This window comes from Bacillus sp. RIT 809, from assembly GCF_016892495.1.
Taxonomy (GTDB): domain Bacteria; phylum Bacillota; class Bacilli; order Bacillales; family Bacillaceae_G; genus Bacillus_A; species Bacillus_A cereus_U.
This window is the reverse complement of the sequence record NZ_JAFEMR010000001.1, coordinates 152,098-178,183: the sequence shown is the minus strand read 5'-3', so window position 1 is coordinate 178,183 and position 26,086 is coordinate 152,098. Positions and strand designations below refer to the sequence as shown.

Here is a 26,086-nt window from a genome sequence, read left to right as displayed (position 1 = left end):
TTGTTTAACTAGGTGAATTAAAAACTAAGGGGAAGGTGTGTACATATGTCTACAAAAAAACAGCTTTGCATTGGGTTATGTTTGATTTCTAGAAAGAAAGAAGAAGAGAATAAGTTTGATTCAGGAATCGATGAACAAGTAGAGTTAGCACAACTGGCAGAGAAGGCTAAGTTAGATTTTGTTTTTAAAGCGGATTATTTAGTGGCACATCCAGATTTAATTGCACGTAATAAGGGGAATGTAATTTTAGATCCAACATTACTTTTTACTGCTATTGCGTATGCGACAGAAAAAATTGGAGTCGTTACGACCGCTTCAACCTCATTTTATCCACCATATATACTAGCGAGGCAACTACAATCTTTAAATTGGATTAGTAACGGCCGAGTAGGATGGAACATTGTCACATCAATTGATGGTGCTGAAAACTTTGGTGAGGCAGGGATGCCACCATCTGAGGAACGATACGCGAAAGCGGCAGAATGTACAGAGTTAGTCAGAAAACTTTGGAGGAGTCATCCTTATGAAGTTTTGAAAGAAGACAACGCAGATGTAATTAGAGAGATGGTACAGCCAATTGAGCATCGTGGTGAGCATTTTGAGGTGAAAGGTCCACTTAATGTTCCGCAACATATTTCTGGGGAAATGCCTTTATTTCAAGCGGGTGCTTCAGAGTCTGGCCGGAATTTCGCTGCTTCTGTTGCGGATGCAATTTTCGCCGCGATGCCAGATGTAGAATCAGGAATCGAACTTCGTCAAGATTTAAGAAGAAGAGCAGAAAAGCATGGCCGAAAGCAAGATGATATACGTGTATTGCCTGGTTTATATTTCTTTATTGGTGATTCATATGAAGAAGCACTAGAAATGCACAGGCAAGCTCATCAACACCTTACAAAAGAGAAGAGGTACGCTTTACTCGAAATGGTTCTCGGGTTAGACGTTAGAGGGCTTCCATTAGAAAGTAAGGTTACTGAACATATGCTACCAAGTAGGAATCAAACTGTACGTAGTAAAACACATGCCGAATTATTACGAAATTTCATCATTAAAAATGAACCAACTGTTGAGCAAATACTAGAACGACCAGAAGTTGTTGGATCTGCTCATTGGGTCGCTATTGGCACACCACAAGATGTTTTCAAGCAAATTATGGAAAGATTTGAAGCAGGGGCACTAGATGGATTCATTGCAATTCCAGGTGGACCTCCTAAATCATTGGATTTATTCTTTAGTGAAGTGATTCCTTTATTCGTGAGAGCAGGTGTATTTAGAGAAGAGTATACAGGTTCAACTTTACGTGAGCATTTGGAGGATAATATATCAAATTCTTTGCAGTTAAAATAATAGGAACATTATGTACAAAAAGCCTTTTAAAAGGAGGCTTTTTTATTTGTGTTTTAAAATTCGGAATCATCAGTTGACTATAAGGGACTTCTTTTCTATATTAGTAGTTATAACAATAACTACTAATATAGAAAATGGGATTAGAGCTATATAGATTGTGATGGATGAAATAATAAAGGAATTGGGTTCTCCCAGTATGAATGTAAAGCTTATATAGGTTTATTAAAACATTACCTAGCAACTGGTTATGAAGTGAGTAAACAAACAGGCGTACCTCGTTCCATGATTTACGAGGTGCTCGGCAAGTTGATGGATAAAGGCGCAGTGCATTTAGTTCCTTCTAAACCAGTAAAATATGTACCTGTAGCAGCAACTGAATTAATGGATCGAATGCGAAAAGATTTTGAAAGATCCTTTGAATTGTTAGACCGAAAATTAAATTATTTAGAACAGGAGCGACAAATGGATGTAATTATAAATCTAGTTCATGTCGTAACAGGAAAACGTAGTATGGAAGAAATGGGGGGAGAGAAAGGTGAATAAAGCTCAAGCACATATGACATTACAGAGCGATGATACATTTCAACAAGGTGTAAAGGATTGTTTACCAACTGTATTTGGATATTTGAGCATTGGTATAGCGGCTGGTGTAATTGCGAAAACAGCTGGTTTCTCCATCATTGAAATTGCTTTTATGTCCACTTTAATTTACGCAGGTTCTGCTCAATTTATATTAGCAGGTATGTATGCTGCCGGTGCTCCTGCTTCGGCAATCATTTTTACCGTATTTTTTGTTAATCTACGGCACCTTTTAATGAGCGCTGCGCTTGCGCCCTACTTCACGAAAATTCCTCTATTTAAAAACTTAATAATTGGTTCGCAAATTACAGATGAAACTTTCGGCGTTGCAGTGCAGCAAGCAGCGCAAAAAGGTTATTTAGGTGAAAAGTGGATGCTAGGATTAAACGTAACAGCATATTTAAATTGGATTATCGCTACAATTATTGGCGGACTCTTTGGTGAATGGATACCAGATCCTCATACGTACGGGATGGATTATGCCTTACCAGCAATGTTTATTGGATTATTTGTTCTCCAGCTTATAAGTAGTAAACCGAAACTAGCAATTCATCTTACTGTTGCGATTGTGGCTATTGTTATTGCATACGTTTCACACTTGTTTATGCCAGATAGCATAGCAGTTATTATCGCAACGCTGTTAGCTGCGACGATTGGAGTGGTGATTGAGAAATGGAAATGAGATTAGACGTATTATTACTTTTACTAGCAGCAGGAGCAGTTACACTTGTGCCTCGTATATTACCTCTTCTCGTATTTAGCAAACTGCAAATTCCAGATTGGGGCTTAAAATGGTTAAATTACATACCGATTGCGATATTAGCAGCACTTTTAGCGCAAGTATTATTTATGCATGAGACAGTGCAGTGGGATTATATCATAGCGGCAATTCCAACATTTTTCGTAGCGATATATACTCGTAGTTTATTAGGAACAGTATTAACAGGAGTCATTGTAATTATTTTGTTACGTTTATTTTTCTAAAAAGGATTCAGCTCATATAATAGCGAAAGGTGTAATAACATGAAATATATAGGGGTGGTGTTATGATACTTTTAACGATAGGCGCTATTTTATTAACGGTATTCATTTTCTTTATTATCGTTTTTATTACGTTTATGATGGTTGTTGATAAGGCGACACCTCAAATTTATTACACACCTTGTGAATCAGTGACAGTGAAATCTAAAGATAAAAATAGAAGGAAGAAAAGTTGATGTTGGGCTGTTCTTTCTTCTATTTTTCTTGCTTTATAATGTTCTATAAAACGTTATAGAACATGCTAATGTAAAAGGGAAGTCATGTTGAGGAATTGTTCGTTTCATAAATATATCTTAAAAAGGAATTCAATTTAATATCAAATTTGTGTATAAATGTTCTATACACAAGGGTAAAGCCTTTTGATATACCATACCCTAAAATGACACCCATACAGTTAAAAATCACATCGTTTATATCGACATATCGAAAAGTGAATCCGGCATAAAGTGCTGATAAAAGTTGTAGATTTTCTAACAAGAACCCTAAGACAATTCCTGATAAAACAACTTGTTTGAAATTCGTCTTTTTTATGTAAGGAAAACCAAAGCCAAAAGGAATTGTTAGTAGTATATTAAGTAATGATGTTGTTATAGCGAAATGCTCCGCGTTGAATGGTATAAAATTAGCATCTCTCCAAACATTTTGTCCAATTTCTTTTTTCATATTTTCATCTATAATAATTGGGAATTGGGTATAATTAAGCACTACACAAAGGTACAAATAAAATATTGAAAAAAATAGTAAATACATGTTCCTCTTTTTTAGGTGTAACTTAAAAAAGAGGAGTAAAAATAACCATATAATAAATGCTCCAATAAGAATAAAACCATCAAAGTCAATTAGCATGTTTAAAATCCCTCATATTTTCATAGTTTAGTAGCAATATTTTAATTAGATATTTTTCCGTTCCCTTTTACATTCTGTCCATCGTCATTTGTTTTCCAAATAAATAAGTAGTATTCATTTGAATTTGTATCAACATTGTATGCACCAGAGAAAGATTTATTTATGCCGCCATTAACTGTTCCATAACTAGGGTTCGAACCCCATGCAGATCTGTACAGAGTATATTTTACATCGTAAGGTCCCATCGCTCCTCCATCAGTAGAATATACATATGCGCTGCCATTGATATATACACTTCCTTTAGACAGTGTGTGGAACTGTTTGTTTTTACTACCATCCACCACTCGATAGTCCATTTTAAAACTGTAACTACTAGATGCTGCTAATGTTGGTATAGCGAAACATGTCATTAAAGTTAAAGCTGTAATAATAGAAAAAATTTTTGTTTTCATGTTTTCCTCCCTGTTATTTTATTATTGAGGGGCCTTCTCAATAAAGATAATAATCCATTTAACTCTATGTATAAATAATAAGATGTAAAGATTTGTAATTTTTACAATGGTTTTACAATCATTAAGAAAATGCCATATAGTTTCAATTTGTTTAAGATAAGATAGTTCAATTGTTAAAAAATGATTAATGAATTGATTAAAATTGGTATGATTATATGGGGATCATGAATATACGACTTCAAAAGTATATTGAGGAGAATGAAGCAGCTGAACAATTCTTTAGTACTATGAATTTCTAAGTTGAAAAGACTGTGGAATGATTTCAAGAAGAGAGTGTAAAATAGATGAGATATAATAATTACATAAAAATTAAGGAGAAATTAAAAGACCCGAACTTGGTATTATACCAAGTTCAGGTCAAAGCTGTTAATGAAATAAAGTGATTAGGTTTTTACTACCATTTCACAGTCACATTCCCGAAAGAACTAACAACAATAATCCAAATAGAAAACTAATAAAGTGAAACTTTAATCAGTCGGGGTGGTGTTCATCCCCCACTGATTATTAGTTGAACCAATCGGGCGTTTACGGGCAGTTAATCTCTCACCTAACTTCTTTGCTTCAGCCGAATTTTGAGGTGGGAGTCTTACTGCCCGTTAATGCGGGATAAAAGAAAGAAAACCGATAGAGATGGAAAAAATACGATTGTTCTTCCATTCGCGTGCGAAAACGATAAAGCCTAAAACGCAAAGGAAAAACCAAATAGGTAGAAACATAAATCGACTAACTTTCTCAGGTAGTAATGAATAAAAATTTGTTAAATATAATATCCAATTCGCAAAAAATAGAGCACATACGATGAATGATTGTAAGTAGGGTCGTGTTAAAAAAGTTCCTTTTTTAATTGTCATAAAAATGAGAGCTAATGCTGAAATGAAGGGAATTATTATGAATATGAGCAATAGTAACGTTAGTGGCATATGAAATTCCTTTACAAAATTTCTCTCTGAAACTTATATTCTTTCTCAACAAGGCAGATGCGCAGGTGGAAGTTTTCATACCATTGCTCACGGCCTCTTTTTTTCGCTTCTTTATGTAAGGTGTTCTTTTTCCAATTTTCAATTGCTTCAAGTGACTCCCAATAAGAAATGGTAATTCCGAGTCCCGAATTACCACGTGCGCTTTCGACACCTAAAAATCCAGGTTGCTGCTTTGCAAGGTCCTCCATTTTTTCGGCAACGTTACTATAATCTGTCGTATCATTTGATAGATTTGAAGTGAATATAACTGCATAATAATGATTCGTTTTTTGTGGAGCATTTTCCATATAATTTCCCCCTTTAATAAGTATTTTAGCACGTAATAAAAAGAAAAGAAGCATGGGCTTCTTTTCTTTTTAGGTTGTAAATTTTAATCCAACACACTTGTGTTTCCTTCTGTTGATTATTACATTCCCTCATTGTTGTTTGTATATTTTTGTAAACTTGTTCTTCTTGCGGAAGAATCAGTATAAGGATCGGATAATGTTATTAATGTGTAAACGGTATATGTTGAGTAAATAGCCTTTGCTAGATTATACAGAGTGGATAAATGAAGGAAAGGTATAATGACAGAATGAAGAATGATTGAATTATCTGAAAAACAAAAATAACAAGACGACTATAAAAATCTCCCAATTATGTTAATATAGTATATGAATAGAGTGTTTTTTAAATTGAGTGTAAGGAGGTGGAGGCGTTGAGTCACAATAGGGTAAAAAATAAAAAAATAATAAAATTAATTGTAGTATGGATGAGTATATTTTTAATACTATCGCCATTGCATTTTTTTAGTATACCAGAGAATGTAAAAGCAGAGATTACTGAAGATGAAGGCTTTAATGAGCCAACCTATCAATCTATACATAAAGGTGATATGTATTCTACCGGTAATGTGAATTTAGGTATTAAAGCCACTGAAGATCAGAAGAAAACGGCATTGTATTCGGATATAACTTATACTTCGGGTACAGCACCTAATGGCTATACACGTGAACTAATTGATGTAGATGACGATCCAACGACTACAAATTCATCTAAAGCATATATCCCTGTTCCAGAAGGTGCTGAAGTTGAATGGGCAGGATTATATTGGAGTTCGACGCGTTATGAATTAACGCTCCCACAATATAGAGAATCAGTTAAGTTTACTACTCCGTCAGGAATAAGTTTTCCAGTATCACCAAGTTATACGTATTACGGAAGTGGTTTATTTTATGGTTTCGGTATTAATGGCACTTATTATTCTAACTATGCAGATGTTACAGAGCTTTTGAAGTCTTCTAATTCAAAAGGAGGGAGCTATACTGTAGCAAATATTCCTTACCCGAATACTAATCTTGCATATAGTTCTGGATATTATTCTTTTGCTGGATGGTACATGTTAGTAATCACGAAAGATAAGTCAAAAACAAGAAAAGCATTTACTGTTTATGATGGTGGATTGAAAAGGGCTAGTGGATCTGGTGAAAAAGAGTTTACTGTGAAAAACTTTCTTGCATCAAAAGCTGGAGATTTAGATCCGAAAGTGTCCATTTTTGCTGTACAAGGAGATAGATATTGGCAGGGTGATAAACTTTCTGTATATGTTGATAAAGCATGGAAAGAAATTACTGATAAATTGAACCCGACTGGTAATATATTTAATTCGACTATTTCTGAATATGAGGAGCATATGCGAGATAAGTATCCAGGTACTTTTGCTCCGGATTATAAAAATAATTTAGGAATCGATGCAGATTTAATTAGGCTACCAGCAGGATATATTAAACCAGAACAAAAAGAAATACGATTAAAAGCTGCTACATCCGGAGATGATTACGTATTAAATACACTGGCTTTCGCAGTAAATGCTACGGCACCTGAGCTTGTCATTAATAAGGAAGTATTAAATCCGAAAGAAAAGTACGAACCGGATGATGAGGTCATATATCGCTTACGTGTGAAAAATGTTGAGCCGAATTCAACTTCAGTTGATACAAAAATTGAAGATGTTTTAGACCGTCATTTACAGTTTATACCTGGATCAGTGAAGATTATTTCTGGCCCGAACGCGGGGGATCAAACAGATTTAGTGATGGATGATCAAGTTGATTATGATGTAAAGACAAGAAAATTAACAATAAGAATTGGTGAAGGTGCTAATGCCACGAAAGGCGGAATTTATACTGATAAAACGCCTGAAACAATTGTTGAATTTAAGGCGAAATTAAAAGGAAGAAAGATAGAAAGTGAAATTCCTAATACCGCTGTTGTTCAAGGAATTGATGAGTTAACAGGAAGTCGTATTGAAGCGAATGCTTCTAATAAAGTAGTCGTGAAAGTAAAACCAGAACGAAAACCTGATATAGATCAAAAAGGCAAATTGGAAGTAGAAAAATTAGCTAGGGATATAAATGGTGGAACTCTTAAAGTAGGAGAGAAACTAGAGTATACTGTTAAAGCTAAAAACAGTGTGCAAAATTCTATCTTACAATCTGTGAAAATTACAGATAAACTTCCTGAAGGTGTAGAATATGTTCCGAATACGATCAAGGTAGACGGAAAGGAACAAACGGATGTAGAAGATGATGATCAGGCACATATAAAAGATGGAACGATATTTGCTCATTTCGGTGACCTTAAAGGTGAAGAAGAAAAGGTTATTACGTTTGAAGTAGTTATAAAACAGGAAATGGCAAATAAGAAAATAAAAAATATAGCAGTAGTAGAGTCTATTAGTGTACCAGATTCAGAGAAACCAGAAGTAGAAACGTCAGTTGATCCGTTGTATGGACAACTAGATTCGAAGAAAGAAGTAACTGGTGGAGTAGATGGAAAAGTACACGTAGATGATGAGCTTGAGTATAAAATTAAACTTCAAAATAAAGTTGAAAATGGACTCATAAAAGATGTTCGCATTGTTGATAAGCTTCCTAGCGGAGTGGAGTATATAGCAGGTAGTTTGAAAATGAACGGTAATTTATTGACTGATGATGTGGATGAAGATGCAGGATCATATGAGGACAATACAGTTAAAGTAAACTTTGGTGATGTACTTGATACAGAAGAAAGAATTGTAACTTTCAAGGTGAAAGTTACAAAGGAATCGCTAAAAACAAAAGAAATAGAAAATATAGCGATTGTGGAAGGGAAAACACCAGATGATAAAGATTTACCACCAGAAAAGCCAACATTGCAAAGTGAGAATGAAGAGTTTACATGGCGTGTAAACTATAATTTTGGAAATGACGTAATAAATCTTGAAAAAATAGTATTACAAGATGATTTAGAAGATATTTTAAAAATAGTACAAGTAAGACTTGTAAATGCAGATGGTGAAGAGATACAAGTTATACCAGAAATCGATGAGCAGTCGAAAAAGGTGAAAATCGAATTGCCGAAGCGAGAAGGCAGTTACGAGTATCTAGTTGATCAAGCATATACGATGCACATCAAATCAAAGTTGGATGTAAGTAAAGGTATGGAAGCTTATACTGCAAAGGGTAGTATACGAAATAAAGCGGAGTTACTATTTGATCAAAAGAAAATTGTTTCGAATGAAGCATTTATCATACCACCATCTTTTGGGAAAATTGAGATTGAGAAAGTAGATGCGAAGGATGAAAATCTCAAATTAGAAGGTGCAGTATTTCAAATAATTGATAAAGAAGGAAAAGTAGTTTCTGAATTAACAACAGATAAAAATGGCATAGCGATTTCTAATCCAGTGTTAGTTGGGAAATATACGTTAAAAGAAGTACAAGCACCAAACGGGTACATGCTTTTGAAAGAGCCAATTGAAATTAATGTGACCAACGATGTATCTACACAAAAGATAAAAATAGAAAATAATAAAAATGAGTGGATTATCCCGGAAACGGGTGGTATAGGAACAATTATTTTTTATGTAATTGGTGGAATATTGATGTTCATTACATCTTTCTTCTTCTTTAGAAAAAGAAAGATTATGAAATAGATTAGTAGTTTGCAAAAAAGGTAGACACAATAGGGGAGTGGAATTTGATGAAAAAGATTTTCAGCACATTTTTAATATGTATTTTAGCTTTTTCAACACTATTTAATATGACGGTTAATGCGGAATCAAAAAGTATAGGTACTTTAACAATTCATAAATATGAGCAGGGTAAAGATGCGAAGCCTGGTGTAGAGGGTAATGGGAAAGAAGGACAAAGTATTCCAGAGGGAGCAAAGCCTTTAGAAGGTGTAACGTTTGAAATTAAACGTATAGCATCATTTGAACAAACTTCTGCTGGGAATGTAGTAAAAGAAAATATTAATAAAGTAACGGATAGTGCTATTACAAAAGTAACAAATGCTAAGGGAGAAGCAGTTTTTCAAAATCTTCCTTTAGGACGTTATGAAGTAAAAGCTGTTAAAGGTCCAGACCGTATTGAATTAGATCAGAGTACTTTTATTGTTGATATTCCAATGACAAGTGCAGATGGTAAAGATTTAAACTACGATGTTCATATTTATCCAAAGAATGAAACGAAACATGGTTCAGTAGAATTAATAAAAAAAGGTGAAGAGGACAGGGTGTTACCAGGTGCTGAATTCCATTTATTTAAGAAAAATGAAGACGGCACAAACACACAAGTAAAAACACCGCATCCACTAGTAACAGGATCAGATGGTAAAATTCGTGTAGATTCCTTAGAGTATGGAAACTATTATTTTATAGAAGAGAAGGCTCCAAAAGGTTATTTAACAAGTAAAGAAGAATATCCTTTTTCTATTAAAGAAACTGGTAAACTAGTTAAGTTAGAAAAAGATGTAAAGAACTATAAAGAACCTACAATTGAAAAAACGATTAATGATAGCTCAGAAAATGCGGGAATAAATCGTGAAACAGAGTATACGTATGACATTAAAACATTGCTTCCTGAGGATATTCAAACGTATAAAAATTATGTTGTTACCGATGTTTTAGATGACCGTTTAGAGGTTGTTGGGACACCGATTGTAAAGATTGATAATAAAAAGATTGATGAGAGTATTGTAAACGTAATTGTAGCTGGACAAAAGGTTATTGCTTCAATAGAAGATTTTTCGAAAGTAACAGGTAAAGAATTACATTTGCAAATTACTGCAAAGATTAAAGGCGATGTTCAATCTGGAGTGAAAATTCCGAACAAAGCAGTACTTGATTTTGTAAACAAAGACGATGTTTTATCAGAAAAAGATGGAAAACCATCTAATGAAGTAGTGGTTACACCAACAATGGGGAATATTAAAATTGAAAAAGTCGATGGTAAGGATAACAACCTGAAGTTAAAAGGTGCAAGGTTTGAATTACGAGATAGTAAAGGTAAAGTTGTAACAGTAAAAGAGAAAAAAATGGATGATAAGACTGATGCAGATGGTATTATTACATGGAATGAAATCCCGTACGGTGAATATCAAATTGTTGAAACAGAAGCACCGAAGTATATAGATGAAGACGGTGCAGTAGAACAATATCAAAAGTTAAGAGATCCGATTGATATTAAAATTGATAAAGATCATAAAGTAGTTGAGCTAAAAGTTGAGAACAATAAGAGCGGATGGATTATTCCAGCAACAGGTGGTATAGGAACAATTTTCTTCACAGTGGTTGGTCTGTTATTAATGGTGACAGCAGTGTTTATTTTCTTTAGAAAGAAACCTGTGAAGAATTCCTAATTGATATTTTTATAATAATTGAGTGTGGAAAAGAGGAAAGGCATATTGCTTTCCTCTTTTCCACATTTTATCTGTAGTGAAAGAGGATGTTATGAAACGAAATATTATTTTTGGAAGTATATTTTTGTTAGGCTTAAGTATATTTTTATATCCGATGGTAAGTAATTGGTTTGCAACGAGAACGCACTATTCGGAAGTAAGTATGTACGATGAAGCAGTAAGTAATTTACAAAAAGAAGAAATTGAACGTAAGGAAAAAGAAGCGCGGGAATATAATGAAAAAGTTCAAAGTACGATGCAAACATTTTCGGACCCATTTCGTGAAAATAGCGATGAGAACAAGAGTTCTTATGTAGATATGTTAAATATCGGTGATGTTATGGGATATGTAGAAATCCCTAAAATTGATGTGAATCTTCCGATTTATCAAGGAACGACTGAAGATGTGCTGAGCCGCGGGATTGGACAACTGAACGAATCTTCATTACCAGTAGGGGGGAAAAATACGCATACAGTTTTAACGGGGCATCGTGGCTTACCGTCAGCACTAATGTTTACTCATTTAGATAAAGTTGAAAAGAACGATATATTTTATATTCATTCATTAGATAAAGTACTTGCCTATAAGGTAGATCAAATAAAAGTTGTATTACCAAATGAAACAGAAGATTTATTAGTTGTACAAGGTCAAGATTATGCAACATTAATTACATGTACCCCTTATGGAGTGAACACGCACAGGTTACTAGTGAGAGGACACCGGGTTCCATATGATGCTGGAGAAAAAGAAATGATTACAAAACCTTTCATTTTAGAAGATTGGATGATTGTTTTTCCTATTGTTATCATTTGTATCGTCCTTCTAATGATTTATTTGAAAAAACGAAAATAGTATGTATTGAGTGGTGAGTATGTGAGAAGGGGATTTATAAGTTTAGTATTGTTCCTTGCAGGTTTATCTCTATTTCTATATCCATTGGTGGCTAATTATATAAACAATTATGTATATAAAACAAGAGTAATACGTTATGAAAAAATGGTTGATGATTTAAAAGTAGAAGATGTGAATGAGAAGTTTCGGAAGATGGAAACATATAATAATTCGTTAGGAAAAACTACTTTCAAAATGAGTGACCCATTTGTTAGGGATGCTGAAGTAAATAAGGAACCGTTAAATTTCATAAACAAAGATGAGATATTTGGCACGATTTCTATTCCAAAAATAAATGAGGAGTTGCCAATTTACTTAGGTGCAAGTCAAGAAAACTTAAGTAGAGGGGTAGGACAAATTGAAGGGACTTCTTTACCAATTGGTGGGAAAGATACACATACTGTATTGGCAGGACATCGTGGGTATCACGGAGCGACGATGTTTCGCCACCTTGATCGATTAAGTGATGGTGACATATTTTACGTAAATGTGCTTGGAAAGCAGCAAGTGTATAAAGTAATTGGCCGTGAGATTATTAATCCAAATCAAGTAGATAAATTAAATGTAATAAAAGGAAAAGACAAAGTTACATTGCTTACATGTGAACCATATACATCAAGTAAATATCGTTTGTTAATATATGGAGAGCGAGTAGAAACGGAGCGAAATGTAATTGAACGACAAAATAAAAGTATAGGAGACGTTAGAAGTCATGAAACAAGAGAATTATTCAAAAAACTGGCATTTGTCGCAGTGGGTCTCATTGTAATTTTCATTGGTTTGTATGGCTTATTAAAAAGGGGAAACTAGATATAAAAAAAAGAAAAATGCCACTTCAGAAGGTTGAAGTGGCATTGCTTATATTTCCTCTAAGCTATTAACTGGAACTGTTAATTCGCGTCTTGGATTTGTTACTTCATATATGCGGGCGGTTTCGTTGTTTTCGTCAACGTGTTGAATCATAACAGGCATGCCTTGAAAACTGACATTGGCTTCTTCTGATGACTCTGAAAGCTCTTTTGCGCGTTGTATATTCATTTATATTCCTCCCATTATTATTATCTTTGCTAAAAAGGAGGAATAATATACCATTTCGAGACATTCTTAAAGTTTTTGTATTATTTGTAATGTTTCTTTAATAAAAGAAGAAAAGATGGAATCCGGATAGCTATCTATCGCTTGAACTGCTTCTTTTGCTTCTTTCAGGGCAGATTTTTTATCTTGAAGTTCTATATAGCAAAGGGCACGATAAGATCCAGCTGTTAATAACCATGATTGATCAAGTGGATGGCTCATATAATCTGGTATGATAGCACGTTGTAATGTTTCCAAAGCTTCTTCGTAACGTTTTAAACCATACAAAGATTTTCCTTTTTCAAGATAATATAATCCATCGTCTTGAAAAATTGGTTCATCTTTTAGTTTTTCTCGAAATTGTTCTAAATGTTCTAATGCGATTGTATATTCATTCGTAATTGTATTGTAGTAATAAGCTTTTAATATATCTATATTTGCAGCGGATAAAGTATCTTCTGTAAAAATGGCAAATTGCTCAGATTTTTTTATGTAATATAAATATCTTTCTTTATCCGCCGTAATGATTTTTTGATAAGATAAAATACGATAAAAATCATCTGTTTTATAATACACTTGATGTTTTTTGGAAAAGGCAAGTGCATCTAAGATGACTCTTTCACATTTTTCATAATTGCCATATGCGAGTAAAATAATTGCTTCTTTTAAGTATAACTGTATATGTGTAATAAGATCCATTTCTAAATTCTTCGTTTTATATTCATCACGAATAATGGTAATCATCTGTAAACATTCTTTATATTTTTTACGTTTGAAGAGCATATAGTAAAACAGTAGTTTCGTTTCAGTGCTTTCTCGATATAAAGTATATTTTTCAAATATAGAAATAGCGGTTTCGACGTAATATTCAATATTATAATCGTTCATAATAGCTGCTCCAGTTATGAACTGTTTATATATACGAGCCGTATTTAAAGTAGAAGGTAGCTCTTTTTGAACGATAGGTAGTAAAGTATCATATACTTCATCGCATTTATTTGTCTTTATTAGTTCCTCCATTTTTTGAATGAGTTCTACAATTTCTCCATCATCTTCTTCTAATAAAAAACTCGTTTCACATTCAAGTTTTTCGGCAATATATTGTAATGTTTTCATAGAAGGTGTAGCTTTTCCATTTTCAATTTGACTAAGCATACTTTTTGTCAGTTCCGAACCTGCTAGTTCGGTTTGCGTAAGCTTTTTTTCTTTTCGTAACGCCTTAATTTTTTCGCCGAGAGTTGCCATAACATTGCTCCTTTATAATTGAAAAGTTAAATGTAATTTAACTTTTTGTTGTAAAAATTGGAAAGTTGATTATATAATAAGTTTAACACAATTTAACTTTTAAGGGGAGAGTGTCATAATGGAAGATGTAAGTATAGGTCAAAATGATTGGAAAATGAAGATTGCAACGAGGAATATTATTTTAATGATGATTGGAAAGATGACGTCCTTGCTAGGAGCAGGTATTTATACGTTCGCAATGGGGTTATACGTATTAAAGACAACTGGTTCAGGAATGGGGTTTGCAACTACGCTTATTTGCGGATCACTTCCAAGGATGATCTGTGGCCCGATTGCAGGTGCTGTAGCTGACCGTGTTAATCGAAAATGGCTTGTCATTGGCACTGATTTATTAAGTAGCTTAACGATGCTTATTATGTTTATTCTTACAATAATGCTTGGACCATCACTTCTTTTTATTTATGTATCAGCAGCATTATTATCAATTTGCGCAAGTTTTTATTCTGTTGCGTTTACTTCATCTATTCCTAATTTAGTTGATGAAGGGCGTATTCAAAAAGCGAGTGCTTTGAACCAGACGGCAGCTTCTTTATCAAATATTTTAGCGCCGATTATTGGCGGAGTTGTATTTGGTTTCTTTTCAATTAAGTCGTTCTTTCTGTTAAATAGCATTACATTCTTTTTAGCAGTTATTGTGCAATTATTTATCGTATTTGATTTATATAAAAAAGAAGTGGCTGAGAGTAAAGAGCATTTCTTGACGAGTATAAAAGAAGGTTTTTCATATATAAAACGACAGCATGAAATATATGGTTTAATGAAAATTGCGCTATGGGTAAACTTTTTTGCGTGTGGGCTAACCGTTACACTTCCATACATTATCGTCCAAACATTGCATTTATCTTCAAAGCAACTCGGTACTGTAGAGGGAATGCTAGCAGTCGGGATGCTAATTGGTGCGATTGCTTTATCAGTGCGTAAAGAAGTGAATAATCCGTTTCGTTCTATTTATATTGGGCTGTTTTTATTTGCGGGTTTGAGTTTATGTACAGTCTTCCCGTTGTTAGTTACCATTCCGAAAGTAGCAAGTTTTATTTACTATATGGTTTTTATGATGTTAACTGGTATGTCAATGATGATCGTAAATATCCCGATGCAAGTACATATGCAAAAGACGACAGATCCAAGCTATTTAGGGCGTGTATTCGGCCTACTTGAAACTATTGCTACTGCAATCGCGCCGCTCGGTATGATTGTATATGGATTATTATTAGATATGTTGCCAACTAGCATTGTTATGATGACATTAGGTGGAGGATTATTGTTAGTTGTATTAGTTGGAGTAAAGCAGCATATGGCGAAAAAACAAGTGGATGTATCGGCTTAAAAGAAAATTTTAACAATATAAAAATGACCAAATTAGTATTTTAGTTTTTGAAACTCCTTTTCATGTATGTTACAGTAAAGTGAGCAGGCAAAGAAAAGGAGAAAACATCATGAAAAAATTAAGTTTTGTTATGCTTTTTCTGTTAGTCGTAATGACTGGATGTAGTAATTATGACACGTATATTGAAACAGGTATGCAATCATTGAAAAATGAAAAATATAGTGATGCGATTATGTGGTTTGAAAAAGCGGAAAAAGAAAAATCAGGAAATGAAGCGAAGGCATATAAAGAAGTCGCTCAGTTACTAGATCACGGTGCGACAGCATTAAAAGACGGTAAGTATTCAGAAACGAAAGATATTGCAAATGAAGTATTACAAAAGAAAAAAGATGATGCACTTGAAAAGGCTGTGAAATCAAATGCAGAAAATATGCTTCAAAAAGCAAAAGACGTTGAAGAGAAAGTAAATGAAAGAGTAGCGAAACGAAAAAAAGTAAATGAAGAAGGAATCGATAAATTAATTAAAGCTGTCGATAGTATAGATGATGTAAAAGAAAAAGAGAAGAAAGTCTCAGAAACATTAGATAAGGTTGAAGAGGCGCAAGCAAAAATTGAGGAAAAGAAAAATAAATAGAGATATAGTTTAAAAGGCTGTCGTTATAAACGACAGCCTTTTAAACTATATCTGCTGATACGAACATATCATTATTTTGAAGATTTTTAGAGCGTAAACTATAAGCAACTATCTTCTTTTTATGTTGTTTGATAACATCAACATGCTCTTCATGACTATAAATATAAAATGTAAAATCCTTTTTACCACGTTTTGCATTGATAATTAAAGGAGTTCCCTCATTTTGTGGTGGTGCATAATAACGATCTAAAAATAGACCTTCGTTAAAATCAGTAATAATTTGAGATTTCTTATCGCCTTCTAAGCTATTTCCATTGATCGTTACAGTAACATTCTCTTCATCAAGTTGCGGATGTGTTTCATATCGGCTAATAATTGATTCAATAACGGAGTTTGGAAGACTAGAAACGATAATTTTAAATGCCCCAAATACAACTAACAGTACAATAAACCAAGTCGTCATATTGTATCATCCCCTTTACACTATTAAATAATATAACCCATATGGTAATAGTACATATGGTGAAGTTTTGTATATTTTGTGAAAAATTTTCCTTTTTCGAACGTTTTTTAACAAATGAAGATGTTTAAAGAATATAAGGTGATATTTGGTAGGATAAAAATATAAAGTTTTTTTATTTATTTGTTAGAAAAATCAATTTTGTTACAAAAAGTTGAAATCGAAGTATTTTAAAAGAAAAAGGTTTATAATAAAAACATAACTAATTACAAGGAAGTGTAACTATGAGTACTGTAGCTATCGTGTATGGTATTATTCTTTCCACAATTATTATTTTATTTTTCGTTGGGGTTTCACGTTATATTCATAAATGGAAAGAAGGCGTTGCGAAATTAAATCACATTGAAGAAGAACTCAGTGATTTAATGTTACATCATGGTAAGTAAAAAGTTTATTTTTTAACTAAATAATGTGAAAAAAATCACAAAACATGCTCTCATAATGAAAGCATGTTTTTTTGTTGTTTAAGAAAAGAAACGTTTTTGTATAAATACTCTAATTCTTACTTAAAAAGGGAAATTTATTTAGTATAATATATAATATGTTTATTTTAGGGGGAGTATTATGAGAGGGTTAAAAGTTGTTGGAATTATAGCTGGAATTACTATAGTAGGTTGTATAGCTTTCTTTTCAGTGAAGGAATATGTCAATTCAAAAGAAGATCCTAGTTATGTGCTAAATTATATAAAAGAACATAAGGATGATAAAACAGCTTCTTTAATCGTTAAAAGAAATGGTGAGATATTAACATCACTAAATGAAAATGAAAAATTACCACTAGCAAGTATGTCGAAAATCGTTATAGCAATTGAATATGCTAAGCAAGTGGCCGAAGGAAAGGTAAGAAAAGACGAGCAGATTTCATTGAAAGAATTAGAAAAATACTACGTGAAGAATACTGATGGTGGTGCACACCCTGTATGGCTAGATGATGTAAAAGCTAGAGGGTTAGTGAACAATGGGCAAACTTCTTTAGAGGAAGTAGTTAAAGGAATGATTCAATATAGTTCGAATGCGAACGCATCATATTTATTGGACAAGCTTGGAACAGCACGTGTGAATGAAAGTTTGAAAGAGTTAGGCTTAAATAGTCACGAGGAATTTTATCCGGCGTATACAGCGGCATTGTATATGAGGGGGTATGTTGAAAAAGAAATGCATATTCCTCAAAATAAAGCATTGGACAAGCTACGTAATATGTCTAATGATGAATATGTTAAGCATGTATGGCAAATACATGAATGGATGAAAGACGAGAAAGAATGGGGAAAACGGGAGATATCGTTAAAAGCCGATATGGACTCCCAACGTATTTGGTCAGATCGGTTAGTAGGTGCAAATGCGAAAGATTACATGAGTTTAATGGAAAAGATAAATAACAGAAACTATTTTACACAACAAATGCAAGGTGAGATTGAAAATATATTTAAAGGAACAGTAGGGGGTGGAATGTTTGAATATGCAGGACAGAAAGGTGGTTCTACGGCATTTGTATTAACAAATAGTTTCTATGGTACTGATAAAAAGGGGAATAAGATTGAGATTGTCTTTATGATGAACAATTTAAGGGAGAAAGAATTTGAAAAACTTCTAAGTAATATGGATTACTTTATTCGAGATATCGTCATAAGCGAAGAATTTAGAAATAAATTATAATGAAATAATTTTATTATGTAAACAAAAGAGCACTTTTTAAAAAGTGCTCTTTTCTATAAATGATACAGGATTTCCTAATTACTTCATTGAATATAGATTGAAAATAAGAAAGGAAGTTGAATAATGACTACAATATATTTCGTTCGCCATGCCCACTCTACATATACAAAAGAAGAAAGGGAACGTCCTTTATCTGAAAAGGGGTACTTGGATGCAGAGAATGTAACACATTTATTAAAAGATGAACATATTGATGTTGTGATTTCAAGTCCTTATAAAAGAGCGATTCAAACTGTGCAAGGAATTGCGAATACATATAATGTATCGATACAAATAGAAGAAGCTTTACGAGAAAGGTTATTAAGTAAAGGGCCAGTAACAGATTTTAATGATGCAATCCAGAAGGTGTGGAAAGATTGGAGTTTTGCATACGAAGGCGGGGAATCAAATGATGTAGCGCAAAGGCGTGCTGTATTATGTATGCAAAATATATTGGGAAAATATAAAGGGAAGAATATTGTAATAGGCACTCATGGGAATATTATGGTTTTACTTATGAATTATTTTGATTCGAAATATGATTTTCAGTTTTGGAAAACACTTCACATGCCCGATGTGTACAAATTAACTTTTAACAGTGATAGGCTAGTTTCTGCTGAAAGAATAGAGATTATTAGCCTTCACCAATCGGGCTTTTACGGGCAGTCCGACTCCCACCTAACTTCCTCGTATTCGCCGAAGTTTGAGGTTGGAGTTTCACTGTCCGCAAATAGCGGGAGAAATATTTTGTAAAAGTTTATCAAAAAAAGAGGAAAGAGAGAAGGTATTGTAGAAGTATGACTTTGTAACATAAAAAATATTGGTTAAAGGAGGCTGTTTACATGTTTGAGAAAGAGAAAGAAGGGCTTATTGAAGTTCACAACGTATATGAAATCGCACCAGCAGATGGAGCAATTATAGGTATGGCAACGGAAGAAGAAATGGAGATTGCTGCTGAACTAGAGTTACAGTACTATGCCCATTCTCGTTTATTAGAAGCAAATATTCAGTTAGACGGTTCCTCCTATAAAGAGTTACTTCAGGAGTTCCAGGAGTACGAAAGAAAATCAATGAATTTTTGGAGAGCAATACATAAACGTTTAGCTGTGCCATGGGCATGGGTACTACGTATTGATGTTGCGAATGGTCCTATATATGTAAGCAATGGGAGTTCGTATTATGAAGAAGTTGATGATGACGAAGAAGACTATGAATAGATAAGTAAGGAAGCAGCGTTAGTTGCTTCCTTTTTTTGTGTGTAAAGATTGAATGACTTGAATGATAATATCTGGTCGATCATTTTCTATTCCGTGACCAACATCTTCAGCCAAAATGTATTGGCTGTTTATTGAGAGATTTAATTGTTCACGAATAAGTTCTTGCCACATATCTTCAAGTTGTGTAGCTTCTTCTTTTGGCATACCGCCCTCAATCAATTGAGCAATAGAATATTGAGGATCTCTACCGATAACGATTAATGGTATTTCTAATGTTTTATGTTGTTTTTTTATTGAGCGAGCACAATATTTCCACTCGGACAGTTCAGAAGCTGTCGCTTTATATAATGAAGGAGATGTAGAAAAATTGATATGCTGTTTTGTTGTATTGACGAGCATAGGTTTTAGTTCAGTATAAAGCGCGTCTGCATCCATGTTGGAGTAAGTATGATATTTTTGTAGCCAAATATCGTCAGAATCAGTTTGATCAGAAACCGGTAAATGAAGCTCATCTAATCGGTGTAAGTTCATGGAAGTAGAATCAACTAAAATAAGTGCTTTAATTTGGTCCTCATGTAATATCGCAAAATGTTGTGCGCATAAACCTCCATAGGAATGACCGATTAAAATGATTGGCTCGTAAATAGCTAGTTCATGTAGTAACATATGTAGTTCTTTTACAACTTGCATTGTTGTACGTGGATTAGTTCCTAGCTCACTTTCTCCGTAACCTGGGCGATGATATGAAATGACTGTAAAGTTTTGTGAAAGCTTTTCTATAATAGGAAGCCAATCATAAAATGAGCATCCCATTCCTGTTTGAATGACTACAGTTTGTTTACTACTACCTCTCATATATACTTCTACATTTTGTCCAAATATCTCTACTGATCTATTAATAGTAATTCCCCCTAAGCTTGAAATACTTTTTGGCAAGTAAAGACGATACACCAGGCACATATGCCAAAGAGTATAGATGTACTAAGTGAAAAGGAGTTCTTTAAACCGATATAAACAATACATAATAGTAGTGCAGATGCAGGAAATCCATATAATACGCCTAAAGCGAATTGACTTAACTCTTGTTTACTCCCACCTTCGAAAGAAATCCAAAATAAACTAAGTAAACTAATAAGAGGAAGAGCTGCGATAAAGCCACCAAGTGTACTATAGTATTTAGCAAATTCGGTTACACCCCCAATAATGAGGGCGGAGACGATGACCTTAACGAGGAAATGCATATTTTGCCTCCTTAGCTAATAACGAAAAGGCTTTTGCTATTAGTTGTTGCTCTTCTTTTGATAACTGTGATTCTAATATTTGTATCTTTTCTTTATCTAGCAAAGTATGCTTTTCTAATGCTTCAATTCCTTCTGCCGTTAATGTAAGGTTCACAACTCTTTCATCTTGTTTATTTCTTTCTTTAATGATAAATCCTTTTTGAATAAGGCGTTTCACGTGTTCAGACGCTGTGTTATGAGATAAACCGAGTTCAGAAGCAACTTTTCCAATTGTTATGTCATTCTCACGAGAAATGATTTGTAAAATGCGAATTGCTTGGTGAGAAAGATTGTCTTCATACTCATATCGTAAGTGGTAGTAAATTGTCTCCCAATGTGGATTAATATCTTTCATATTATAAATCCCCCTAACTTTTATATCGTATTATAAGATATATTCGCTTGATAAGAATTAAAATCCTGTTATTTTCATAATAAATGTTGAAAAAGTTTATTTTTATTGAAATATAAGGTAATCTATGTGTAAAGGTATACATTTAGCAAGAGAGAGGATGATAGCTGTGAATACATTTAAATGGATTAGTCATGAAAAGATGTATGTAGATCAAATACATGTTGAAAAATGTGGTCCTCTTTCAGTCGGCGTATATGGAGGAAATCAAGAGAGTGATGCATATGAAAGAGGAGATGCAGTGCTAGCTTGGTGGGATCCGAAATTAGAATTTGAATTTGTTATGATTTTTGATACACATCATAAAACAAAAAATATACATTATATAATAGAAGCGATTTCAGAAAGAGAAGAACAACTAAAAGAATTATTTTCATATCCAATCCATTTAGCTTTTCATCATACACATATGTATTTATTAGCGTTATTTACAGATGAGCTATTTATCGAGAAATGTGACCAAGATGATGAGGAACTTGCATGTTTAATTTGTTTACGGAAAGGCGAGTTCTTATATTGGCTATCAGTTGGTGATTGCTTCGCGTATTTATTCCATTCGGAGCAAACGGAAAATGGAAAAGGTAGGCTAAATAAGCGTAAGAACTATGAATATATAGGAAGAAAAAATGTTTTTGCAGCGAATACCCCTTGTTTTACATCAGGGATAAGGGGATTAGAAAAAGGTCAGAATCACATTGTAATGGCAACAGATGGTATTTTAGAATGTGATAAACGAAAGTTTGATGATGATCAATCTTTAGTAGAAATATTACACGACGGAACTTGTTTACAGATTGAGCCTGTATTAACAAATGTACTTCAGTGGAGAGGTAGAGATTGTGCCACTATTATTGGATGGTCCATCGATACTGAAGATAGACAATGTGCCAATTAATAAATGAAAGGGAGTTCAAGGGTTTTTGTCCTTGAACTCTTTTTTGTTAAGCGATATGAATATGATACGTTTTTAACCATTCATTTACTTGTAGCATATACTCCATAGCACTTCTTGCTTCAAAATTGTTAACCACGTTATTACTTTGATCAGCAATTGCAAGTAATATGGAATGGTTAATAAGTGAGAAAACAGGATTGTTTTTATTGCTGCACATATCAAGTGTTAAATTACGGATTGTTTGTAAATAATGTGGATCTTGTGAAGTAGGATAAGCGCTTTTTCTTCTATTTCGCACATCATCAGGTAAAGCAGGTTTCAGTGCTCTACGTAAAATACCTTTTTCAATATTATCAATACTTTTTATGTTGAAAGGAACGTTCCATAAATATTCAACTAATCTAAAATCGCAAAATGGTACACGAACTTCAAACCCTACAGCCATACTCATACGGTCTTTACGGTCAAGTAAGAACGGGAGAAATCTCGTTAAAAATAAATAAAACATTTGGCGTTGTTTCGCGGATTTTTTACTTTCTCCTTCAAGAGTAGGTACTTCAAGAACAGCTTCATGGAATCGTTTATTAATATAATGCTCAGGATTACATTGAGTTGTTACGTCGCTTAATAATAGAGAAGATGTGTTTTTCCAGTTTGTTAACCACGGAAACTTATCTACATATAATAGTTCTTCTTGATGAAACCAAGGATATCCCCCGAATACTTCATCAGCAGATTCTCCAGATAAAGCTACGGTTGCATCTTTTTTCATTTCGCAAAATAGTAAATATAGTGAAGTTTCCATTTCGCCAGCACTTGGTAAATCTTTTGCACGGAGGGGAACGAATAAGTGATTTGCTAATTCTTCAGCATTCACGATAATATCATGATGCGATGTCCCTACATGTTCAGAAACACGTTTTACCCAAGGAGCGTCTAAATCAGTGCGAGCAAATGTCAGCTCGAAATCTTTTGCGCTATTTACAAAGTCAACGGAATACGTATGAAGTGTTTTATTTTCCGCTGCAAATTCTTTCCCCGCTAGTGCAGTAATACCGCTAGAATCTAATCCGCCTGATAACATACAAACAAGAGGAACATCGGCAATTAATTGTCTTTTTACTGTATCTTGTAAGATAGATAAAATATGTGAAGATGTGTCTTCGATAGATTCTTTATGGACCTTACTTTCTAAATTCCAATACTTCTTAACTACCTTTTTATCACGTGTAAAAGATATAAAATGTCCAGCACGTACTTCTTGAATATGTTTAAAGACGCCACATCCTGGAGTTCGAAATAATCCTAATCCAAATATTTCATTTATGCCATCCGCATCAATTTCAGCAGGAACAGAGGGGTGAGCTAATAATGCTTTTATTTCAGAGCCGAAAATAATACTGTCATTTCTTTCTGTATAAAAAAGTGGTTTTACCCCTAAATGATCTCGTGCTAAAAACAATTGTTGCTTCTGATCATCCCATATTGCGAAAGCGAAAATTCCATTTAAACGTTGCACGCAGTCTTCTTTCCATTCTAAATAAGCGTGTAGTAACACTTCTGTATCCGAGTGAGTTTCAAAGGCATGCCCACATTTTTGAAGTTGTTCTCTCAGTTCACGAAAATTATAAATTTCTCCATTATAAGTAAGAGCATACGTATAATCACCAGCACGGAATGTCTTCGGCTGTGTCCCGCCTTCTGGGTCAATAACAATTAAACGCCGGTGTGCAAAAGCCGCGTGAGGTGAAAACCAAAATCCTTCAGCATCCGGACCGCGATGCTGAATACTATTTGCCATCTTTTCTAAAATAACATGTTCATTGGAAAGATCCTTTTTCCAATCTATCCAGCCTGTAATTCCACACATACACATCTCATCTCCTAATTTTAAATAGTAGATTAACGAAATAAAATGTACACCAAGTTAAAGAATGGTTATGTAAATAGTGTACTACATTAATTAAATTGTAGACTTGAGAAAATTTTCTTCAAATTCAAAGTTATATGAGACAATAGGTAAGGAAAAGTATTCCATTACATACAAAAAATAATAAAAAAGATGAGAGAAAACTTTTTTCTGGACGTTATATAGAGTGTAAAAGCTTTTACAAAAAAATAAGGGGAATCGCTACATGAAATCAAATGAGAAAAATTTTATAAAAAGATTACAGCGACAAAAAGAAGATGCGCTAGAATTTGTTGTCGATACATACTTACCACTCATAAAGGGGATTACGCATAAAGTTCTTCTTCCAGTTCAAAATGATGGACTGATAGAGGAATGTGTAAATGATATATTTCTTTCCATTTGGAATAACGCAAATAAGTTTCATGGAGAGCCGAGTGATTTTAAAAAATGGATTGCAGCGATTGCAAAGTTTAAAGCAATTGATTATTACCGGAAAGCAACTAAAAAAGTAGAAATCATTTCAGATGAGTTTCATATAAGTACGGAAAAATCGGCAGAAGACGAATTAATTGTTATGGAAGATAGGGAAGAATTATTGAAGCTTATTAATCAATTAGAACCGTTAGATCAAAAAGTGTTCATTATGAAATATCTACTCGGTATGAAGACAGAAGAAATAGGTGACAAGTTAGGATTAACTCGAGCGGCGATAGATAATCGTGTGTATCGCGGGAAAAAGAAGCTACAACAAAATGCTACGAATATTAGTTTTGGAGGTAGTGTAATATGAAAGATATTTATGAATTATTAAATGATATTGATATAGATGAAAAAGAACTTGAGGAAATTGAGGCTTCTGAAATTGAAAAAGAAAAAGTGAAGTGTAATTTAAAACAATCTATACGTACGAAGAAAAAGGTGAAAACTTGGAAAAAAGGTGTCGCTGCTGCATCTATTTTAGTTGGATTATCAGTTGCGACACTGGGTATCGGATTTCCTACATATGCTGGGGGATTGCCAATTGTAGGTGACATATTCCGATTTTTAGATAATGGTAGAACAGGGTTATATCAAAATTATAAAGAGTTTTCGACTGAATTGAATATGACGAGAGAGAGTAATGGGGTTAAGGTTACAATTAATGATGTAATTTCTGATGGCAGAACATTATCTATAACGTATTCACTGGAAAGTGAGCAAGACTTAGGGGATGATCCTATCATATTAGGCGGATTGGATATAATGGACGCTCATGGTAGTTCAGGAAGTGGTAAAATGACTAAAGTTACTGAAAAAAAGTATGTAGGTATGGTAACAACGACACACCATGATAGTAATAAAAAGGACAAAGTAAACTTTAGATGGAATATAGAGAGAATAGAGATGCCGGATAGGAAAAAATCAATACAAGGTAATTGGAATTTCGCGTTAACTGTAAAATCAGTGGATAGTAAAGAGAGAACAATTGGTGGGAGTTCGGAAAAAGAAGGTATAAAAGCAAATATGGAAAAGGTCGCAATATCGCCGGTTTCATTTATTCTTTATTACAATCAAGAAGTTTCTAAGGGTGCGAGGAAAGAATGGGATAGTGTAGATGTTGAATTGACGGTTAAGGATGATTTAGGGAATGATTATTCGGGTGAAGGAAATGGGGGAAGTGGCAACGATCCTTACAATATTCGTTGGAGTGCTACCTTCCAAAAATTGAACGAAAATGCTACAAAACTTATTGTCACACCTCACGTGCACTTGCAAGTTCATACACCTGAAAATCATGGTGGAGTGGAGTATGTGAATGGGAAAGAGAAGAAAATAGAAGTGCCGAAAAAAGAAGCGAAGAGTAAAGATATTGTGTTAGATGATATTGTCATTGATTTAAAGAAATAAAAGAAAGACTGCCTGAAACCATTAGGCAGTCTTT

At 33.7% G+C, this 26,086-nt stretch carries 27 protein-coding genes and 3 pseudogenes; 19 read left to right on the top strand and 11 right to left on the bottom strand.

Going from position 1 to position 26,086, the window contains the following annotated elements; genetic code table 11:
• Positions 1–45 precede the first annotated feature (45 nt).
• The 5 genes and pseudogenes from JTF23_RS00840 (at position 46) to JTF23_RS00820 (ending at position 3,140) form a co-directional block, all read left to right on the top strand.
• On the top strand, positions 46–1,344 hold the full coding sequence (locus tag JTF23_RS00840; RefSeq protein ID WP_204207900.1) for an NtaA/DmoA family FMN-dependent monooxygenase: 1,299 nt from the start codon (positions 46–48) through the stop codon (positions 1,342–1,344).
• Between the two features lie 180 nt (positions 1,345–1,524).
• Positions 1,525–1,866 (top strand): annotated as a pseudogene (locus JTF23_RS00835) (TrmB family transcriptional regulator); the annotation flags it as partial.
• Positions 1,867–1,900: 34 nt separating this feature from the next.
• On the top strand, positions 1,901–2,605 hold the full coding sequence (locus tag JTF23_RS00830) for an AzlC family ABC transporter permease (RefSeq protein WP_206771738.1): 705 nt from the start codon (positions 1,901–1,903) through the stop codon (positions 2,603–2,605).
• Positions 2,596–2,907: an AzlD domain-containing protein gene (locus JTF23_RS00825; protein WP_070141625.1), complete on the top strand. Its 312-nt coding sequence runs from the start codon at positions 2,596–2,598 to the stop codon at positions 2,905–2,907. Before JTF23_RS00830 ends, JTF23_RS00825 begins: the two co-directional genes overlap by 10 nt.
• 62 nt (positions 2,908–2,969) lie before the next feature.
• Positions 2,970–3,140, top strand: coding sequence for a DUF3951 domain-containing protein (locus tag JTF23_RS00820; protein ID WP_131231718.1), 171 nt, complete (start codon positions 2,970–2,972; stop codon positions 3,138–3,140).
• A gap of 82 nt (positions 3,141–3,222) precedes the next feature.
• Here the strand turns inward: JTF23_RS00820 and JTF23_RS00815 are convergent, their stop codons facing one another.
• The 4 genes from JTF23_RS00815 to JTF23_RS00800 form a co-directional block, all read right to left on the bottom strand.
• Positions 3,223–3,810, bottom strand: coding sequence for a VanZ family protein (locus JTF23_RS00815; protein WP_016104428.1), 588 nt, complete (start codon positions 3,808–3,810; stop codon positions 3,223–3,225).
• Between the two features lie 41 nt (positions 3,811–3,851).
• The gene (locus JTF23_RS00810) at positions 3,852–4,262 is read right to left on the bottom strand and encodes a hypothetical protein (protein ID WP_204207899.1); all 411 of its coding nucleotides are present in this window, start codon (positions 4,260–4,262) and stop codon (positions 3,852–3,854) included.
• A gap of 656 nt (positions 4,263–4,918) precedes the next feature.
• Positions 4,919–5,242, bottom strand: coding sequence for a hypothetical protein (locus JTF23_RS00805; protein WP_131231719.1), 324 nt, complete (start codon positions 5,240–5,242; stop codon positions 4,919–4,921).
• 11 nt (positions 5,243–5,253) lie between these two features.
• Positions 5,254–5,589, bottom strand: a complete 336-nt coding sequence (locus JTF23_RS00800) for an antibiotic biosynthesis monooxygenase family protein (protein ID WP_204207898.1) — start codon at positions 5,587–5,589, stop codon at positions 5,254–5,256.
• A 464-nt stretch (positions 5,590–6,053) separates the two neighbouring features.
• Here JTF23_RS00800 and JTF23_RS00795 point away from each other — a divergent pair, with 464 nt between their 5' ends.
• From JTF23_RS00795 to JTF23_RS00780, 4 genes are all read left to right on the top strand, one after another.
• Positions 6,054–9,257, top strand: a complete 3,204-nt coding sequence (locus JTF23_RS00795) for an isopeptide-forming domain-containing fimbrial protein (protein ID WP_204207990.1) — start codon at positions 6,054–6,056, stop codon at positions 9,255–9,257.
• A 47-nt stretch (positions 9,258–9,304) separates the two neighbouring features.
• On the top strand, positions 9,305–10,963 hold the full coding sequence (locus tag JTF23_RS00790) for a SpaH/EbpB family LPXTG-anchored major pilin (RefSeq protein WP_204207989.1): 1,659 nt from the start codon (positions 9,305–9,307) through the stop codon (positions 10,961–10,963).
• Between the two features lie 91 nt (positions 10,964–11,054).
• Positions 11,055–11,855 (top strand): class C sortase, encoded by an 801-nt coding sequence (locus JTF23_RS00785; RefSeq protein WP_204207897.1) that lies wholly within the window; start codon positions 11,055–11,057, stop codon positions 11,853–11,855.
• A 21-nt stretch (positions 11,856–11,876) separates the two neighbouring features.
• On the top strand, positions 11,877–12,704 hold the full coding sequence (locus JTF23_RS00780) for a class C sortase (RefSeq protein ID WP_204207896.1): 828 nt from the start codon (positions 11,877–11,879) through the stop codon (positions 12,702–12,704).
• Positions 12,705–12,752: 48 nt separating this feature from the next.
• Here the strand turns inward: JTF23_RS00780 and JTF23_RS00775 are convergent, their stop codons facing one another.
• Together JTF23_RS00775 and JTF23_RS00770 are read right to left on the bottom strand one after the other, a co-directional pair.
• Positions 12,753–12,932: an H-type small acid-soluble spore protein gene (locus JTF23_RS00775; RefSeq protein ID WP_002064678.1), complete on the bottom strand. Its 180-nt coding sequence runs from the start codon at positions 12,930–12,932 to the stop codon at positions 12,753–12,755.
• Between the two features lie 66 nt (positions 12,933–12,998).
• Positions 12,999–14,213, bottom strand: coding sequence for a helix-turn-helix domain-containing protein (locus JTF23_RS00770; protein WP_204207895.1), 1,215 nt, complete (start codon positions 14,211–14,213; stop codon positions 12,999–13,001).
• A 118-nt stretch (positions 14,214–14,331) separates the two neighbouring features.
• Between JTF23_RS00770 and JTF23_RS00765 the strand changes: the two genes are divergently transcribed.
• Both JTF23_RS00765 and JTF23_RS00760 read left to right on the top strand, forming a co-directional pair.
• Positions 14,332–15,600 carry an MFS transporter gene (locus JTF23_RS00765; RefSeq protein WP_204207894.1) on the top strand — a complete coding sequence of 423 codons (1,269 nt, stop codon included), beginning with the start codon at positions 14,332–14,334 and terminating at the stop codon, positions 15,598–15,600.
• A gap of 109 nt (positions 15,601–15,709) precedes the next feature.
• Entirely contained in the window at positions 15,710–16,234 is a 525-nt protein-coding gene (locus JTF23_RS00760) for a COG3014 family protein (RefSeq protein ID WP_204207893.1), read from the top strand.
• Between the two features lie 40 nt (positions 16,235–16,274).
• Here JTF23_RS00760 and JTF23_RS00755 read toward each other — a convergent pair whose 3' ends face one another.
• Positions 16,275–16,697: a YfmQ family protein gene (locus JTF23_RS00755; RefSeq protein WP_204207892.1), complete on the bottom strand. Its 423-nt coding sequence runs from the start codon at positions 16,695–16,697 to the stop codon at positions 16,275–16,277.
• A 41-nt stretch (positions 16,698–16,738) separates the two neighbouring features.
• Here JTF23_RS00755 and JTF23_RS28305 point away from each other — a divergent pair.
• The 5 genes and pseudogenes from JTF23_RS28305 to JTF23_RS00735 all read left to right on the top strand — a co-directional run bounded on the left by JTF23_RS28305 (position 16,739) and on the right by JTF23_RS00735 (position 19,666).
• Positions 16,739–16,928, top strand: a pseudogene (locus JTF23_RS28305) (hypothetical protein).
• A gap of 50 nt (positions 16,929–16,978) precedes the next feature.
• The gene (locus tag JTF23_RS00750) at positions 16,979–17,140 is read left to right on the top strand and encodes a hypothetical protein (RefSeq protein WP_002158451.1); all 162 of its coding nucleotides are present in this window, start codon (positions 16,979–16,981) and stop codon (positions 17,138–17,140) included.
• Between the two features lie 178 nt (positions 17,141–17,318).
• Positions 17,319–18,410 carry a serine hydrolase gene (locus JTF23_RS00745; protein ID WP_204207891.1) on the top strand — a complete coding sequence of 364 codons (1,092 nt, stop codon included), beginning with the start codon at positions 17,319–17,321 and terminating at the stop codon, positions 18,408–18,410.
• Positions 18,411–18,533: 123 nt separating this feature from the next.
• Positions 18,534–19,079, top strand: a pseudogene (locus tag JTF23_RS00740) (histidine phosphatase family protein); the annotation flags it as partial.
• Positions 19,080–19,291: 212 nt separating this feature from the next.
• Positions 19,292–19,666 carry a hypothetical protein gene (locus tag JTF23_RS00735; RefSeq protein ID WP_000461761.1) on the top strand — a complete coding sequence of 125 codons (375 nt, stop codon included), beginning with the start codon at positions 19,292–19,294 and terminating at the stop codon, positions 19,664–19,666.
• Between the two features lie 18 nt (positions 19,667–19,684).
• On the opposite strand, the gene JTF23_RS00730 is transcribed toward JTF23_RS00735, so the two are convergent.
• From JTF23_RS00730 to JTF23_RS00720, 3 genes are read right to left on the bottom strand one after another with little or no spacing between them, the layout of a single operon-like run.
• A complete protein-coding gene (locus JTF23_RS00730) occupies positions 19,685–20,626 on the bottom strand; it encodes an alpha/beta fold hydrolase (RefSeq protein ID WP_204207889.1) in 942 nt (313 codons plus the stop codon).
• Positions 20,578–20,907: a DUF3147 family protein gene (locus tag JTF23_RS00725; protein ID WP_204207888.1), complete on the bottom strand. Its 330-nt coding sequence runs from the start codon at positions 20,905–20,907 to the stop codon at positions 20,578–20,580. Before JTF23_RS00725 ends, JTF23_RS00730 begins: the two co-directional genes overlap by 49 nt.
• Positions 20,891–21,301, bottom strand: a complete 411-nt coding sequence (locus JTF23_RS00720) for a MarR family winged helix-turn-helix transcriptional regulator (RefSeq protein WP_204207887.1) — start codon at positions 21,299–21,301, stop codon at positions 20,891–20,893. The genes JTF23_RS00725 and JTF23_RS00720 overlap by 17 nt, the downstream gene beginning before the upstream one ends.
• 124 nt (positions 21,302–21,425) lie before the next feature.
• Between JTF23_RS00720 and JTF23_RS00715 the strand changes: the two genes are divergently transcribed.
• Positions 21,426–22,253 carry a PP2C family serine/threonine-protein phosphatase gene (locus JTF23_RS00715; protein WP_204207886.1) on the top strand — a complete coding sequence of 276 codons (828 nt, stop codon included), beginning with the start codon at positions 21,426–21,428 and terminating at the stop codon, positions 22,251–22,253.
• Positions 22,254–22,299: 46 nt separating this feature from the next.
• Here the strand turns inward: JTF23_RS00715 and asnB are convergent, their stop codons facing one another.
• A complete protein-coding gene (gene asnB, locus JTF23_RS00710; protein WP_204207885.1) occupies positions 22,300–24,123 on the bottom strand; it encodes an asparagine synthase (glutamine-hydrolyzing) in 1,824 nt (607 codons plus the stop codon).
• Positions 24,124–24,388: 265 nt separating this feature from the next.
• Between asnB and JTF23_RS00705 the strand changes: the two genes are divergently transcribed.
• Together JTF23_RS00705 and JTF23_RS00700 are read left to right on the top strand one after the other, a co-directional pair.
• Positions 24,389–24,955: a sigma-70 family RNA polymerase sigma factor gene (locus JTF23_RS00705; RefSeq protein WP_002200990.1), complete on the top strand. Its 567-nt coding sequence runs from the start codon at positions 24,389–24,391 to the stop codon at positions 24,953–24,955.
• Positions 24,952–26,052 carry a DUF4179 domain-containing protein gene (locus tag JTF23_RS00700; RefSeq protein ID WP_204207884.1) on the top strand — a complete coding sequence of 367 codons (1,101 nt, stop codon included), beginning with the start codon at positions 24,952–24,954 and terminating at the stop codon, positions 26,050–26,052. The genes JTF23_RS00705 and JTF23_RS00700 overlap by 4 nt, the downstream gene beginning before the upstream one ends.
• The last annotated feature ends 34 nt before the right edge of the window (positions 26,053–26,086 follow it).

Coding starts and splice junctions, on each gene's coding strand:
- JTF23_RS00735 (WP_000461761.1), top strand. CDS start 19,292: ATGTTTGAGAAAGAGAAAGAAGGGCTTATTGAAGTTCACAACGTATAT.
- JTF23_RS00810 (WP_204207899.1), bottom strand. CDS start 4,262: ATGAAAACAAAAATTTTTTCTATTATTACAGCTTTAACTTTAATGACA.
- JTF23_RS00800 (WP_204207898.1), bottom strand. CDS start 5,589: ATGGAAAATGCTCCACAAAAAACGAATCATTATTATGCAGTTATATTC.
- JTF23_RS00720 (WP_204207887.1), bottom strand. CDS start 21,301: ATGAAAGATATTAATCCACATTGGGAGACAATTTACTACCACTTACGA.
- JTF23_RS00830 (WP_206771738.1), top strand. CDS start 1,901: ATGACATTACAGAGCGATGATACATTTCAACAAGGTGTAAAGGATTGT.
- JTF23_RS00745 (WP_204207891.1), top strand. CDS start 17,319: ATGAGAGGGTTAAAAGTTGTTGGAATTATAGCTGGAATTACTATAGTA.
- JTF23_RS00775 (WP_002064678.1), bottom strand. CDS start 12,932: ATGAATATACAACGCGCAAAAGAGCTTTCAGAGTCATCAGAAGAAGCC.
- JTF23_RS00730 (WP_204207889.1), bottom strand. CDS start 20,626: ATGTGCCTGGTGTATCGTCTTTACTTGCCAAAAAGTATTTCAAGCTTA.
- JTF23_RS00805 (WP_131231719.1), bottom strand. CDS start 5,242: ATGCCACTAACGTTACTATTGCTCATATTCATAATAATTCCCTTCATT.
- JTF23_RS00840 (WP_204207900.1), top strand. CDS start 46: ATGTCTACAAAAAAACAGCTTTGCATTGGGTTATGTTTGATTTCTAGA.
- JTF23_RS00765 (WP_204207894.1), top strand. CDS start 14,332: ATGGAAGATGTAAGTATAGGTCAAAATGATTGGAAAATGAAGATTGCA.
- JTF23_RS00770 (WP_204207895.1), bottom strand. CDS start 14,213: ATGGCAACTCTCGGCGAAAAAATTAAGGCGTTACGAAAAGAAAAAAAG.
- JTF23_RS00790 (WP_204207989.1), top strand. CDS start 9,305: ATGAAAAAGATTTTCAGCACATTTTTAATATGTATTTTAGCTTTTTCA.
- JTF23_RS00760 (WP_204207893.1), top strand. CDS start 15,710: ATGAAAAAATTAAGTTTTGTTATGCTTTTTCTGTTAGTCGTAATGACT.
- JTF23_RS00705 (WP_002200990.1), top strand. CDS start 24,389: ATGAAATCAAATGAGAAAAATTTTATAAAAAGATTACAGCGACAAAAA.
- JTF23_RS00725 (WP_204207888.1), bottom strand. CDS start 20,907: ATGCATTTCCTCGTTAAGGTCATCGTCTCCGCCCTCATTATTGGGGGT.
- asnB (WP_204207885.1), bottom strand. CDS start 24,123: ATGTGTGGAATTACAGGCTGGATAGATTGGAAAAAGGATCTTTCCAAT.
- JTF23_RS00820 (WP_131231718.1), top strand. CDS start 2,970: ATGATACTTTTAACGATAGGCGCTATTTTATTAACGGTATTCATTTTC.
- JTF23_RS00750 (WP_002158451.1), top strand. CDS start 16,979: ATGAGTACTGTAGCTATCGTGTATGGTATTATTCTTTCCACAATTATT.
- JTF23_RS00700 (WP_204207884.1), top strand. CDS start 24,952: ATGAAAGATATTTATGAATTATTAAATGATATTGATATAGATGAAAAA.
- JTF23_RS00715 (WP_204207886.1), top strand. CDS start 21,426: ATGTGTAAAGGTATACATTTAGCAAGAGAGAGGATGATAGCTGTGAAT.
- JTF23_RS00785 (WP_204207897.1), top strand. CDS start 11,055: ATGAAACGAAATATTATTTTTGGAAGTATATTTTTGTTAGGCTTAAGT.
- JTF23_RS00815 (WP_016104428.1), bottom strand. CDS start 3,810: ATGCTAATTGACTTTGATGGTTTTATTCTTATTGGAGCATTTATTATA.
- JTF23_RS00755 (WP_204207892.1), bottom strand. CDS start 16,697: ATGACGACTTGGTTTATTGTACTGTTAGTTGTATTTGGGGCATTTAAA.
- JTF23_RS00825 (WP_070141625.1), top strand. CDS start 2,596: ATGGAAATGAGATTAGACGTATTATTACTTTTACTAGCAGCAGGAGCA.
- JTF23_RS00795 (WP_204207990.1), top strand. CDS start 6,054: ATGAGTATATTTTTAATACTATCGCCATTGCATTTTTTTAGTATACCA.